The sequence below is a fragment of the Clavibacter michiganensis subsp. insidiosus genome (assembly GCF_002240565.1).
Taxonomy (GTDB): Bacteria; Actinomycetota; Actinomycetes; order Actinomycetales; family Microbacteriaceae; genus Clavibacter; species Clavibacter insidiosus.
The window spans coordinates 922,395-936,599 of the sequence record NZ_MZMO01000001.1; the positions used below are offsets into that span (position 1 = coordinate 922,395).

Sequence of the window (14,205 nt, forward strand, 5' to 3'; positions counted from 1 at the left end):
ATCGTGGCAGCGCCCGTGCGCTCCGCCGCCCGCTACCGGTCGACGAGCGTGATCTCGAACGAGTACAGGTCCGGCCGGTAGCAGTGCTGGCCGTACTCCACCGCGCGGCCCGAGCTGTCGAAGGCCGTGCGCGACATGGTGAGCACGGCGCCGCCGCGCGGCAGGTCGAGCAGGCGCGCCTCGGATGCCGTGGCCGCGCGGGCGCCGATGCGCTGCTTGGCGACGCGCATGATCACGCCGCGGCCGCGCAGCAGCTGGTACAGCCCGTGGGTCGCGAGGGCGTCCGGATCGAGGTCGACGAACGGCTCGGGGAGCACGTTGTCGAGGATGGCGAGCGGCACGCCGTCGGCCGTGCGCAGCCGGGTGAGGTGCAGCACGGGGCTGCCGACCGCGACGCCGAGCGCCTCGGCGGCCTTCTCGTCGGCCTCGCCGCGCGACGACGACAGCATCTGCGTGGCAGGAGCCTGCCCCTGCCGCTCGAGGTCCTCGTAGAGGCTCGTGAGCTCGACGTTGCGCGTCACGCGACCGTGCACGACCTGCGTGCCGATGCCGCGGCGGCGCACGAGCAGGCCCTTGTCGACGAGGTCCTGGATCGCCCGGCGGATGGTGGGGCGCGAGAGGCCGAGCCGGGCGCCGAGCGCGATCTCGTTCTCGAGCCGGGCGCCGGCCGGCAGCGTGCCGTCGTGGATCGCCGTCTCCAGCAGGTTGGCCACCTGGTAGTAGAGGGGCACCGGGCCCGAGCGGTCGAGCGCGAGGAACAGGTCGGGGGGCAGGATCTGCTCCGGTTGCGTCATGTTGATCGCTCCCTCGTAGGTCAGGTCAACGCCTCATCCTGGCATGCGGCCCGTCAGCGGCGCGCCGGTGCGGCTCCCTCCGGGCCCGGGTCGCGCGCGAGCTCGTGCGCCAGCGAGTCGAGCTCGGCGCCGCCGGCCATGAGGCTCGTCAGCTCGCCGAGCGTGATCTCGTCCTTCTCGAACGTGCCGAGGCTGGATCCGCGGTTGAGCAGCAGGAACCGGTCGCCCACCGGGAACGCGTGGTGCGGGTTGTGCGTGATGAAGACCACGCCGAGCCCCCGGTCGCGCGAGCGCGCGATGTACCGCAGCACGACGCCGGACTGCTTGACGCCGAGCGCCGCGGTGGGCTCGTCGAGGATCAGCACGCGGGCGCCGAAGTGGACGGCCCGGGCGATGGCCACGCACTGGCGCTCGCCGCCGGACAGCGTGCCGATGGGCTGGTCGACGTCGCGGAGGTCGATGCCCATCTGCGCGAGCTGCTCGTGCGTGATCGCCTTCATGGCCTTCACGTCCAGCCGGCGGAACGGCCCCTTCCCCTTCGTGATCTCGGAGCCGAGGAAGAAGTTCCGCCACACGGGCATGAGGGGTACGACCGCGAGGTCCTGGTAGACGGTCGCGATGCCGGCCTGGAGCGCGGCGCGGGGGGATCCGAGCGTCACCGGCTCGCCGTCGAGGAGCATCGTGCCCTCGCTCGGCGCGTGCACGCCCGCGAGCATCTTGATGAAGGTCGACTTGCCGGCGCCGTTGTCGCCGAGCACGCACGTGACCTGGCCCGCCGCGACCACGGTCGAGACGCCCGTGAGCGCGTTGACGGCGCCGTAGCTCTTGCCGATGTCGCGGACCTCGAGGATGGTCGTGCCGACGGGAGGCAGCGGGGGAGCGGTCCGTCCGTCGGCCTCCTCGGCGGCTCCGGGGATCGCGCCGGCCAGGGGCTCGCCGGCCCGGGGCTCGGACGCGGCGCTCGCGCTCGTCTCGGCGCTCATCGTCCGCCTCCCGCCCGCGTGCGCACCAGGTCGTTGAGGAGCACCGCCGCGAGGAGCATCACCCCGAGGATCGTGCGCAGCCAGTTCGTATCCCACTGGGCGAACGTGATCCCCTGGAAGACCATGCCGTAGATCAGCGCGCCGAGCGCCGCGCCGATGGCGGAGCCGAAGCCGCCCGTGAGCAGGCACCCGCCGACGACCGCGCAGATGATGTAGATGAACTCCTGGCCGACGCCCGTGTTCGCCTGCACCGTGGAGGTGCGGAACAGGGAGATCATTCCGACGAGCCAGGCGGCGCCCGCGGTCCCCATGAAGAGGCCCACCTTCGTCTTGAGGACGGGGACGCCCACCTGCCGGGCGGACTCCTTCGCGCCGCCGACCGCGAAGATCCAGTTGCCGGCGCGGGTGCGCAGGAGGATCCAGGTGGCGACGGCCGCGACCAGGAACCACCACAGCACCGAGACGTAGAAGTTGCCGCCGCCGATCTCGAGCGAGGAGCCGAAGACCGGCTGGATCTGGTCGTACGACGGCACCTTCGTCATGCCCTGGATCGCGACCTGGCCGGTGATGAGCTTGGTGACGGCGAGGTCGATGCCCGCGAGCGCGAAGAACGTGCCGAGCGTCACGATGAAGCTCGGCAGGCCCGTCTTCATCACGAGGAACCCGTTGAGCGCGCCGATCGCCAGGGCCGCCGCGAGCGAGACGAGCACCGCGACCCAGATGCTGAGGCCGTAGTGCGACGTGAGGATGCCGACCACGAGCGCCGAGAAGCCCGTCATGACGCCGGCGGAGAGGTCGAACTCGCCGCCGATCATGAGCATCGCCACGGCGACCGCCATGATCCCGAAGGTCGATGCCGACTCGAGCCACACGCCCGCGCCGGCGAGGGTGAGGAACTGCGGCGTGTAGAGGGAGAAGAACACCAGCACGGCGAGGGCGGCCACGAGGGCGCCGATCTCCGGGCGGGCGAGGATCTTGCGGATCGGCCTGTTCTCGAGGCGCGGCCTCGTGGCGATCGTCACGATGTCCGTCGTGGTCAACGCGGGGCTCCTTCGGTGAGCGTCGGGGGAGTGCGGTGCGGTGCGGTGGGGGTTGGGGCGGGCGGTAGGCGGCGGGCCGGGCGCGTCCGGCCCGGCCGGCTAGCGGGTGCCGTTCCTCGCGAACTCGGCGACCTGCGCCGCGTTGTCCTTCGTCACGAACGCGGGTCCGGAGTAGACGGGCTGGCCGCCGCCGATGACGTTGCCGTTGGTGGCGTAGAGGTCGAGCGCGGTGATCCCGAGGAAGCCCTGCACGTACGGCTGCTGGTCGACCGCGAACAGGACCGTGCCCGCCTCGACCGCGCTCACGACGTCCTCCGAGAGGTCGAACGTGCCGATCTGCGCCTCGCTGCCCGACTCCTCGATCGCGCCGACCGCGTCGATGGCGTACTGGCCGCCGAGCGTGAGCACGCCGTCGATGGAGGGATCCGCCTGCAGCTTCGACTTGATGGTCGCCTTCACGTCGGCGTCGTTCGTGCCGTCGACCTGGAGGTTCGCCATCTGGCCGGGGAAGGCGCTCGCCGCGGAGGAGCAGCGCTCCTCGAGGCCGACGTTGCCGGCCTCCTGGATCACGCAGAGCGCGTTCTTCAGCCCCGCGTCGCCGAGGCGCTTGCCGACGGCCTCGCCCGCGACCGTCTCGCTCTGGCCGATGTGGGTGAGGGCGCCGAACTCGGCCGAGCGCTCGATCCCGGAGTTGATGGTGACCACGGGGATGCCCGCGGCCACGGCCTTCTCGACGCTGTCCTTCACGCCGTCGGGGTTCGCCATCGACACCACGATGCCGTTGACCTTCTGCGCCACCGCGTTGTCGATGAGCTGGGACTGCTTGGCGGGATCCGGGTCCGCGTTGTACGTGACGGTGGCGCCGTACTGGCCGCCCGCGGTCTCGGCGCCCGACTTCACGCGGTCCCAGAAGGCGTCGCCCGTGCCGGAGTGCGTGACCACCGCGAAGGTGAGGTCGCCGCCGCCGTTCGCGCCGCGCGCGGTGGGCGCGGCCTCCTGGCCGGTGCCCGCGCACGAGGTGAGGAGGAACCCGGCGGCGACCGCGAGGCCGAGGGGGGTGAGGAATCCGTTCTTCATCGAATGCTCCTTGTCGGGCGGACGCCCGCGCGGGGGTCCTGGACGTCGTCGTCGGGGCGATCTTCGTCCCGCCCGACATTCCTTGTCAACACATGCTGACAAGACGGATCGCTAGCGTGACCCGTCGTCGTCCGGCGGCCTTCCCGACGGATCCGACCCTCCAGTCTGCCGCCTCCCCGGGGCGCTCTGCGCGCGCGTCGGCGAGCACGAGCGCCGCGCGGCCGTCGGCGAACGTCGGGCTGTCGGAGGCCTCGCCCCGGGCCAGGCGGATGAAGGCGCGCAGCTCGGCGACGTACGCGGCGGCGTAGCGCTCCAGGAAGAAGTCCTGGTAGGGCGGCTTGCCCTCGACGCTCGCGGCGGTCGAGACGCTCACGAGGCTCGTGAGCGCGTTCGCCACCTGCAGGGATCCGCGCGAGCCGAACGTCTCGATCTGCTGGTCGTAGCCCACGGCCCTGTGCCGTGAGCTCGTGATGACCACGAGCGCGCCGGTGGACGCGCGGAGCGTCACGACCGCGGTGTCGAAGTCGCCGTGCTCGCGGGCGCCGGGGTCGAACGCGGTGGATCCGGTCGCCTGCGAGCGTGAGCCCCACGTCGACGGCGTCGAGGAAGCGGTCGATCTCCGCGGGCGACTCCACGAACGTGCCCGCGTGGTGGTGGAAGGTCGGCTCGAAGCCCGCGGCGCGCGTGATCTCCGCGGCCCGCGCGGTGTTGCGGACGAGGCGCGACCACGCGGCGTCGTCGAGCGGGTCGGCCTCGGCGCCGCGGCCGGGGGCGGCGGCGCGGGTCGTGGATCCGGCGTCGGCGAGCGTCGGCAGCGGCAGGCGCGCGGGTCCGGCCTCGGCCGCCTTCGGGAAGACGCGCAGCGGCGCCTCGAGCTCGGGCAGGGTCGCCGCGAAGGCATCGTCGTCGGAGAGGGGCAGCTGGATCCAGCCGCCGGCGAGCTCGAGGCCCGCGCCCGCGAGCCGGTCGCGCAGCTCGCGGCCGCGCCCGAGGTAGCCGACGGGCCCCAGGTCGATCCCCGCGTACCCGGTCTCGACCAGCGCCTCCACCATGTCGTCGGGCGTGACGACCTCGGCGCCCTCGGGCGTCAGCTCGAACACCCCGAAGCGCACGGGGGCGCCGGCGACGGTCACCCTCACGCGGCGGATCCCGTCGGGTGGGCCGTCACGGCAGCGCGGGGAGCGGGGGTGGTGCGGGTCTGGACCATGCGTCGTCGCACCGCTCCTCGTAGCCGACGGGCGGATATTTGTCCTGACGACAGTACGTGGCAGCGGTCCTCCGCCACGGTCCCCGACGCCCCGATGCGTCGTTCCGCGTCGAGCGCATGACGAGCCGGTGACGATCCGGTTGCGGCCCGCCGCCCGCGGCCGCGCCCGGCCTACGCTCGACGGGAGATCCCCCGTGCGGGGGAACCCGCGACGCCGAGGGGGACGACGCCATGACCGAGACCGACACCGCATCCGCATCCCGGGGGCGCGCACCGGGATCGCTTCGCCGCGTCGCCCGCCCGCTCGCCGTCGGGACCGCCCTGGCCCTCGGCCTCTCCGCGCTCGTCGCGTCGCCCGCCGAGGCCGCGACCGTCGCGATCGCCGACGTGCAGGGCACCGGCAGCGCGACGCCGTTCGCCGGCCGCGTCGTCACGGTCGAGGGCGTCGTCACCGCCGACTACCGCGGGGCGAGCGGCTACGCGGGGATCGTGATCCAGACCCGGGGCTCGGGCGGCGCCACCGACGCGACGCCGGGCGCCTCCGACGGGATCTTCGTCTACCTCGCGAGCGCCGACCCGTCCGTGGCGATCGGCGACCTCGTCCGCGTCACCGGCACCGCGTCGGAGCGCCAGGGCCAGACCCAGCTCGCCGCGACCGCGACCGACCTCGTCGAGGCGGGCGTCGGCGTGCCCGACGCCACCCCGCTGCCCGACACCCTCCGCGGCGCCGACCGCGAGTCGCTCGAGAGCATGCTCGTCACGCCCACGGGCGACTATCGCGTCGGATCCGCGCACCAGCTCGACACGTACGGCACGCTCTGGCTGAGCGCCGGCGCCGACCTGCCCGTGAAGGCCACCGACGTCGTGCGCCCGGGCGCCGAGGCCGACCGGATCGCCGCCGACAACCGCGCGCGCCGGCTCCTCCTCGACGACGGCTACGACATCCAGCTCACCAACGCCGCCTACCCCGCGGGCGCGACGCAGCCGTACTACTCGGCCGACCGCGTGGTGCGCAACGGCGACGTCCCCGTCTTCCCGACCACGCCCTACGTGCTCGCCTACGGCTTCGACGACTGGCGCCTCCAGCCCACGACGCCCGTCACGTCGCTCGACGCCGCTGGCCGCGTGCCGACCTTCACGAGCGGGAACCCGCGCCCCGCGTCCTCGCCCGAGGTCGGCGGCGACGTCCGCATCGCCGGGTTCAACGTCCTCAACTACTTCACGACGCTCGGGGAGCGCGGCGCCGCCACCGCGGACGAGTTCCGGAAGCAGCGCGCCAAGATCGTCACCGCCATCACCGGCCTCGACGCGCAGGTCGTGACGCTCATGGAGATCGAGAACTCGACCCGCTTCGGCGAGCCCGCGGACACCGCCACGGCCGACCTCGTGCGCGGCCTCAACGACGCCGCCGGGAAGCGGGTCTGGGACTACGTGCGCACGCCCGCCGCGCTCGCGTCGACCCCGACCGACGAGATCCAGAACGCGATCATCTACCGCACCGACGCCGTCACGCCGGTCGGGGCGGCGGCCACGCAGAGCGACGAGACGGTGTGGGGCAACGCCCGCGAGCCCATCGCGCAGTCGTTCCGCGGCGGCGACCGGACGTTCACGGTGGTCGCGAACCACCTCAAGTCGAAGTCGGGATCCGGCACGCAGCCGGCCGACGGCCAGGGCTTCTTCAACGCCGACCGGGTCGCGCAGGCGAAGGCCGTCGCGCGCTTCGCGTCGGAGCTGCAGGCGTCGAGCGGATCCGACCTCCTCTACCTGCTCGGCGACTTCAACGCCTACTCCGAGGAGGACCCGATCCAGGCCCTCCGCGACGCCGGCTTCGTCGACCTCGTGGCCGCGAAGGCGCCCGGCGAGCGCACCTACTCCTTCGACGGCGAGGTCGGATCCCTCGACCACGTGCTCGCGACCCGCGCCGGAGCCGCGCGTGTCACGGGCGTCGGGGTGTGGGACATCAACGCGCCCGAGTGGGCGGCGCGCGAGTACGGCGGGGCCGCGACCGACGGATCCAGCGCCTTCCGCTCCAGCGACCACGACCCCGTCAAGGTGGGCCTCGACACGATCCGCGACGCGTCGACCCTCGTCGGGTACGCCGACCGCCTGCTCGTCCGCAGCGGGCAGGGCGTGGAGTACTCCGTGCGGCTGCAGGCGGGCGGCGCTCCCGTCACCGGCCGCGTGCAGGTCCTCGACCGGGGTCGCGCGATCACCTCCGTCGACGTCACGGCGGACGACGCCGGCCGCGCGACCGTCACGCTGCCGCGGCTCTCCCGCGGGATCCACCTCATCACCGCGAGCTACGCGGGCGACTCCGGGGCGACGGCGTCGAGCACCGTCTGGCCGTCGATCGTCCTCGTCTGGTAGCCGCCCGCCGCACGCGGAATGCACGGGCCGCGCGCCCGGTTGCACCCCGAGACCGCACGAACCGAGCACGAGAAGAGGACGCACCATGGCCACCACCGAGCTGACCGCCGAGAACTTCGAGAGCATCGTCGACTCCAACGGCATCGTCGTCGTCGACTTCTGGGCCGACTGGTGCGGCCCCTGCAAGCAGTTCGCGCCCGTCTTCGACAAGTCGAGCGAGAAGCACGCCGACATCGTCCACGGCAAGGTCGACACCGAGGCGCAGCAGTTCCTGGCGCAGCAGGCGAACATCTCCGCCATCCCGACGCTCATGATCTTCAAGGACCAGACGCTGATCTTCAGCCAGGCCGGCGCGCTGCCCGCCCCGGCGCTGGAGTCGCTCATCGAGGAGGTGCGCGCCGTCGACGTGGCCGCCCTCAAGGAGCAGGCCGCCGCCGAGGCCGCGCAGGCCACGCCCGGCGCGAGCGCCGACCCCACCGCGATCTGACCCGCGCCTGATCCGCGCCGTGCGGCCCCTCCCCATCAAGGAGGGGCCGTACGCGTCCCCACGGTCCTCCTCCCCGCCGCCCGCCGACCGGCCCCCGGATACGATTGCCCCGATGACCTCCACCCCTCCCGCCCCCGCCGGATCCGTCGCGTCCGGCACCGCCCTGGCACCCGCCCTCGAGCGCCTCGGCACGGTGTTCGGGTACGACGCCTTCCGCGGCGACCAGCAGGAGATCGTCGAGCACGTCATCGGCGGCGGCGACGCGCTCGTGCTCATGCCCACGGGCGGCGGCAAGTCGCTCTGCTACCAGATCCCGAGCCTCGTCCGCGAGGGCACCGGCGTCGTCATCTCCCCGCTCATCGCCCTGATGCAGGACCAGGTCGACGCCCTCCGCGCCGTCGGCGTCCGGGCCGCGTTCCTCAACTCCACGCAGGACCTCGAGACGAGCCGCGAGGTCGAGCGCGCGCTCCTCGACGGCGACCTCGACCTGCTCTACCTCGCGCCCGAGCGCCTCATCCTCGACCGGATGGGCCGCCTCCTCGACGAGGCCCGCATCGCCCTCTTCGCCATCGACGAGGCGCACTGCGTCTCCCAGTGGGGCCACGACTTCCGCAAGGACTACCTCGCGCTGTCGATGCTGCAGGAGCGCTGGCCGGAGGTCCCGCGCATCGCGCTCACCGCCACGGCCAACGAGGCCACGCACGCCGACATCACCGCGCGCCTGGGCCTCCAGGACGCGCGCCACTTCGTCTCCTCGTTCGACCGCCCGAACATCCGCTACCGCATCGTCCCCAAGGCCGAGCCGCGCAAGCAGCTGGTCGACCTCATCCGCAACGAGCACGCGGGCGACGCCGGCATCGTCTACTGCCTGAGCCGCAAGACCGTCGAGCAGACGGCCGAGGCGCTGAACAAGCAGGGCATCACCGCGCTGCCGTACCACGCGGGCCTCGACGCGGCCGTCCGCCAGCGCAACCAGGCGCGCTTCCTCCGCGAGGACGGCATCGTGATGTGCGCCACCATCGCGTTCGGCATGGGCATCGACAAGCCCGACGTGCGCTTCGTCGCCCACATCGACCTGCCGAAGTCCATCGAGGGCTACTACCAGGAGACCGGGCGCGCGGGCCGCGACGGCCTCCCTTCCACCGCCTGGCTGGCCTACGGCCTGCAGGACGTGGTGCAGCAGCGCCGCATGATCGACCAGTCCGAGGGCGATGCGCAGCACCGCCGCCGGCTCTCCCAGCACCTCGACGCGATGCTCGCGCTGTGCGAGACGGTCGGCTGCCGACGCGTGCAGCTCCTGCGCTACTTCGGGGAGGAGACGGGACCGTGCGGCAACTGCGACACGTGCCTCGAGCCCGTCGAGACGTGGGACGCCACGGTGCCGTCGCAGAAGCTGCTGTCCACGATCGTGCGGCTGCAGCGCGAGCGGAACCAGCGCTTCGGGGCGGCGCACCTCATCGACATCCTGCTCGGCAACGAGACCGACCGCGTCCGCCAGCAGGGGCACGACCAGCTCGCCACCTTCGGCATCGGCGGCGAGCTCACCGACGTGCAGTGGCGCGGCGTCGTCCGCCAGCTCCTCGCGCAGGGCCTCCTCGGCGTGAGCGACGACGTCTACGGCACGCTCGTCATCACCGCGGGCAGCGGCGACGTGCTCAGCGGATCCCGCCAGGTGCCCATGCGGCAGGAGCCCGAGCGCATCGTGCGCGGCCGCGGCACCCGCACCACGCGCGCGAAGGGCGGCCAGGTGGTCGACCTCCCCGAGGAGGCGCAGGGGCTCTTCGAGGCGCTCCGCGCCTGGCGCTCGGAGCAGGCCAAGGAGCAGGGCGTCCCCGCGTACGTCGTGTTCGCCGACGTCACTCTGCGCGAGGTCGCGACCGTGCGCCCGGAGGACCTCGGCCAGCTCGCCGGGATCACCGGCGTCGGCCAGAAGAAGCTCGACACCTACGGCGCGGGGCTGCTCGCGGTCGTCGCCGCCGGATCCGCCGCCGAGTAGGGCGCCGCCGACCAGGGCGCCCGTCGAGCCGGCGCGTGCCGACGAGGGCGCGTGCCGACCGGGGCGCCGGCGGGGGAGAGGGACCCGGTCCCGAGCCTCGAGGGCTGCGGGACCGAGCCGCGCACACGGCCGACTTTTACCCGAAGACCGGCCCGGCGCTGGCGGGACAGCTCACCCGAAGAGCTGTCGCCGTTGCCCACGATCGTACTGGTCCGGCCGCGGGCTCCACGCGGGCTGTGGGGAGCGGGTGAGGCGTGGTAACGCGCGCGCCCTCACGCGAGGGGCCTCGAGGGCGCCGCATGTAAACAGCGTGTAACGGGAGGTCGCAGACGCTTCATCGGCATTGCCAACACCGTATGGCGTATTTGTAATATGTCACCTACCACCGGCTGCCCGAGGCCGGACGAGGGAGCGCCATGGCAGTGACAGGAGCGGATGCGAACGCTATCCGCACAGGGCCCGGCCGCGCTGCCGTCCTCCCCACCACCGGATCGCGACGACCGCTGGGCGCCGACGCCGTCACCTTCGAGGGCGGCCTGCTCGGGGCGTGGCAGGAGCGCAACCGGGCTCGCACCATCCCCCACGCCATCGCGTCCATGACCTCCGCCGGCAACCTCGACGACCTCCGCGCGGCCGTCGACGGGCCCGGCGAAAGGCCCGTGCCGCGCTATCCGTTCCTCGACACCGACGTCTACAAGACCCTCGAGGGCATCGCCTACGAGGTCGGCCGCGGCGCCGCGAGCCCGGAGATGCGCGCCTTCCTCGACGAGGCCACGGACGTGCTCGAGCGCGTGCAGGCGGACGACGGCTACATCGGCTCGTACGTGCAGCGGCCCGGATCCGACCGCGAGCCCTGGTCCGACCTCGCCTGGGGCCACGAGCTCTACAACCTCGGGCACCTGATCCAGGCCGCCGTCGCCGACTCCCGTCAGGGCGGCGACGGCCAGCTCCTCGCCGTGGCCCGCCGCTTCGCCGACGCCGCGGTGCGGGAGTTCGGCCCCGGCGGACGCGTGGAGGTCTGCGGCCACCCCGAGGTCGAGATGGCGCTCGTCGAGCTGCACCGCGAGACGGGGGAGCGCGCGTACCTCGACCTCGCCGCCGCGTTCGTCGACCGGCGCGGGCGCGGCACGGTGGCGACGCGGATCTTCCCCGCCGAGTACTTCCAGGACGCGCACCCCTTCCGCGAGATGCCGGCCGTCACGGGTCACGCCGTCCGCATGGCGTACCTCGCCGCGGGCGCGACGGACGTGGCGACGGAGACGGGCGACGCCGAGCTGCTCGCCGCATCCGTCCGCCTGTTCGACGACGCGGTGCGCACCCGCCTCTACGTGACGGGCGGGCTCGGCAGCCGCCACTCGGACGAGGCCATCGGCGACGCATACGAGCTGCCGAGCGAGCGCTCCTACAGCGAGACCTGCGCGGCGATCGCCGTCATGCAGTGGGCGTGGCGCCTCTTCCTCGCCACCGGCGAGCCGCGCTTCCTCGACACGTTCGAGACCGTCCTGCTCAACGCCTACGCGGTGGGCCTCTCCGCCGACGGCACGGGCTTCTTCTACGACAACCCGCTCCAGCGCCGCCCGGACCACCACGCGCAGTCGGGCGCCGAGACCGAGGGCGAGCTGATGCGACGCCCGTGGTTCACCTGCCCGTGCTGCCCGCCGAACATCGTGCGCTGGATGAGCGAGCTGCAGGACCACGTCGCGGTCGAGGACGGGGACGACCTCGTGATCGCGCACCCGGCGGCGTGCGTGATCCGCACCGACGCCGTCGACGTCCGCGTGACGACCGCGTACCCATGGGACGGCGCCGTGCGCGTCGAGGTGCTGCGCGCATCCGGCGCGGCGACCGGCATCGTGCTCCGCCGCCCGGGCTGGTGCCGCTCGGCGACCGCGGTCGTGCTGGGCGCCGACGGGTCCGAGGTCCAGGTCGACGCGGAGGCCGACGACCGGTGGATCCGCGCCACGCGCGCCTGGGCCGCCGGCGACGCGCTCGTGGTCGAGCTGGACATGCCCGTGCGCGCCCTCGGATCCCACCCGCACCTCGACGCCACCCGGGGGACCCTCGCGGTGGCGCGCGGACCGGTCGTGTACGCGGTCGAGCAGGAGGACGCCGGCGCACCCGTCGACGACCTGCTCCTCGACCCGCGCGACCTGGCGGCGGCGCGACCCGCGCCGCTCCCCGTCGCCGACCCGTGGGGCCCCGCGTCGGACGCGAACGCGGAGACCGGACCGGGCGTCGCGGTCGCCGTGCGCCTCCGCCGTGCGCTCCCCGCGGCGGACGAGCTCTACCCCGAGGTCGTCCCCGGCACCACCGCCCCCGCCGCGTCGGCCGAGCCCGTCGACGCCGTGCTCGTGCCGTACGCCCTCTGGGGCAACCGCGCGCCCGGCGCCATGCGGGTCTGGATCCGCGCCGCCGACACCGGCTGACCCGCCCTCCTGCGCTGACGCACCCGGATCCCCCCGACCCGGGGCGGACCCGCGTACCTCCCCGCCCCCTTCCCCTCCTCGTACGACCCCGTCCGTCACTCCCCACCCGGTGCGCCTCGGCCGCCATCCACGAAACGAGAGTCCGATGAACAGACGAATCACCGCAGTCGGGCTGGCCCTCGCCGCCAGCCTCGCCCTCACGTCCTGCGCCGGCGCAAGCGGCAAGGCCGCCGCCGACATCACCGGCCCCGCCGACACGGGCGGCACCATGCACGTCCTGCAGGTGTCGGACTTCCCGCACCTGGATCCCGCGATGGGCTACGAGACCGACCTCGCGGACGTCTACCGGCTCATCTACCGCACGCTCACCACGACCACGGGCAAGGACGGCGCCACGATCGCGCCCGACCTCGCCACAGACACCGGCACCCCCAACGACGACGACACCGTCTGGACGTTCACGCTCAAGGACGGCCTGAAGTTCGAGGACGGCTCCCCGATCACGAGCCAGTCGATGAAGTTCGGCGTGGAGCGCTCGTTCGACAAGGCGCTCGCGATCGGCTCGCCGTACGCCCGCATGTACCTCCAGGGCGGCGACAGCTACCAGGGCCCCTACGTCTCAGGCGACCTGTCCTCCATCGAGACGCCCGACGAGAAGACCATCGTCTTCCACCTCAACCGCTCCGTGCCCGAGTTCGCGAGCGTCACCGCGCAGAGCACGTTCGTGCCGTTCCCCGTGGACAAGGACCGGGTCACCGTCACGAACATGGATCAGCAGCCCATCTCCTCCGGCCCGTACAAGGTGAGCGCCCGGACGCCCGGCCAGTCGCTCACGCTCGTGCGCAACCCCGAGTGGGACGCGTCCACCGACGCGGTCCGGACCGCGAAGCCCGACGAGTGGGACTTCACGATGGGGCTCGACCAGGCCACCATCGACGAGCGCATGATCGCCGGCCAGGGCGACGACGCGAACGCGATCGCCTACGGGATCACCGCGGCGTCGGTGTCCCGCATCCAGACGCCGCAGATCAAGGCGCGCACCGTCTCGGGCGACAGCGGCTGCACCACGTATCTCGCGCTCAACACGACGAAGCCGCACCTCGGCGACGTGCGCGTGCGCCAGGCCATCGCCTACGCCGTGGACAAGAAGTCGCTCGCCGACGTGGCGGGCGGCCCCATGATCGCGGAGCCCGCGTCGACGATCCTCACCCGCAGCGTCCCCGGTCACAAGGACTTCGACCTCTACCCCAGCACCGACAGCTCGGGTGACGTCGACAAGGCGAAGGCGCTCCTCGCCGAGGCGGGCCTGCAGGACGGCTTCTCGATCACCCTCGACGTGGCCAGCGTGCCGACGTCGCAGAAGGCCGCGGAGGCGCTCCAGCAGTCCCTCGCCCGCGTCGGCATCACCGTGGTGATCAACCTCCTCGACACGGCGACCTACAACGAGACCATCGGCACGCCGTCGCAGCAGCACGACGCGGCCGAGGCCGGCTGGTGCCCGGACTGGAACTCCGCCAGCACGGTGCTGCCGATCCTCTTCGACGGACGCCAGATCCCCGAGAAGGGCAACAGCAACCTGTCGCAGATCAACGACCCCGCCATCAACGCGAAGATCGACGAGGTCTCGGCCATGACCGACCTCCAGGCCGCGGACACCGCCTGGGGCGACCTGGACGAGCAGGTGCAGCAGCTGGCACCCGTGGTGCCGCTCCTCTACGGCCAGGCCGTGCTCGTGCTGGGGCAGAACGTGCGCAACGCGTACTCGAGCCCCATCTACGACGGAGGCCCGGACTTCGCCACCATCGGCCTCCACACGGGGAAGTAGGCG

10 protein-coding genes and 1 pseudogene are annotated in these 14,205 nt (G+C 72.9%); 6 read left to right on the plus strand and 5 right to left on the minus strand.

Annotation, left to right across the window (positions count from 1 at the left end):
* Positions 1 to 32: 32 nt before the first annotated feature.
* The 5 genes and pseudogenes from B5P21_RS04740 to B5P21_RS04760 all read right to left on the minus strand — a co-directional run.
* Positions 33 to 794: a GntR family transcriptional regulator gene (locus tag B5P21_RS04740; RefSeq protein WP_045529372.1), complete on the minus strand. Its 762-nt coding sequence runs from the start codon at positions 792 to 794 to the stop codon at positions 33 to 35.
* Positions 795 to 847: 53 nt separating this feature from the next.
* The gene (locus B5P21_RS04745) at positions 848 to 1,777 is read right to left on the minus strand and encodes an ATP-binding cassette domain-containing protein (protein WP_045529371.1); all 930 of its coding nucleotides are present in this window, start codon (positions 1,775 to 1,777) and stop codon (positions 848 to 850) included.
* The gene (locus tag B5P21_RS04750) at positions 1,774 to 2,817 is read right to left on the minus strand and encodes an ABC transporter permease (protein WP_045529369.1); all 1,044 of its coding nucleotides are present in this window, start codon (positions 2,815 to 2,817) and stop codon (positions 1,774 to 1,776) included. The genes B5P21_RS04745 and B5P21_RS04750 overlap by 4 nt, the downstream gene beginning before the upstream one ends.
* Positions 2,818 to 2,916: 99 nt before the next feature.
* Positions 2,917 to 3,894, minus strand: a complete 978-nt coding sequence (locus B5P21_RS04755; RefSeq protein ID WP_094170839.1) for a sugar ABC transporter substrate-binding protein — start codon at positions 3,892 to 3,894, stop codon at positions 2,917 to 2,919.
* Between the two features lie 85 nt (positions 3,895 to 3,979).
* Positions 3,980 to 4,408, minus strand: a pseudogene (locus B5P21_RS04760) (hypothetical protein); the annotation flags it as partial.
* Between the two features lie 43 nt (positions 4,409 to 4,451).
* Between B5P21_RS04760 and B5P21_RS17175 the strand changes: the two are divergent.
* The 6 genes from B5P21_RS17175 (at position 4,452) to B5P21_RS04790 (ending at position 14,202) form a co-directional block, all read left to right on the plus strand.
* Positions 4,452 to 5,222 (plus strand): hypothetical protein, encoded by a 771-nt coding sequence (locus B5P21_RS17175; RefSeq protein ID WP_246865248.1) that lies wholly within the window; start codon positions 4,452 to 4,454, stop codon positions 5,220 to 5,222.
* Positions 5,223 to 5,332: 110 nt separating this feature from the next.
* Complete coding sequence (locus B5P21_RS04770) at positions 5,333 to 7,468, plus strand: ExeM/NucH family extracellular endonuclease (protein ID WP_094170840.1); 2,136 nt, start codon at positions 5,333 to 5,335, stop codon at positions 7,466 to 7,468.
* 85 nt (positions 7,469 to 7,553) lie between these two features.
* On the plus strand, positions 7,554 to 7,955 hold the full coding sequence (gene trxA / locus B5P21_RS04775) for a thioredoxin (RefSeq protein WP_012037481.1): 402 nt from the start codon (positions 7,554 to 7,556) through the stop codon (positions 7,953 to 7,955).
* A gap of 112 nt (positions 7,956 to 8,067) precedes the next feature.
* On the plus strand, positions 8,068 to 9,951 hold the full coding sequence (recQ, locus tag B5P21_RS04780; RefSeq protein ID WP_045529363.1) for a DNA helicase RecQ: 1,884 nt from the start codon (positions 8,068 to 8,070) through the stop codon (positions 9,949 to 9,951).
* A gap of 416 nt (positions 9,952 to 10,367) precedes the next feature.
* On the plus strand, positions 10,368 to 12,377 hold the full coding sequence (locus B5P21_RS04785) for a glycoside hydrolase family 127 protein (RefSeq protein ID WP_094170841.1): 2,010 nt from the start codon (positions 10,368 to 10,370) through the stop codon (positions 12,375 to 12,377).
* A 145-nt stretch (positions 12,378 to 12,522) separates the two neighbouring features.
* Positions 12,523 to 14,202 (plus strand): ABC transporter substrate-binding protein, encoded by a 1,680-nt coding sequence (locus tag B5P21_RS04790; RefSeq protein ID WP_045529360.1) that lies wholly within the window; start codon positions 12,523 to 12,525, stop codon positions 14,200 to 14,202.
* Positions 14,203 to 14,205 lie beyond the last annotated feature (3 nt).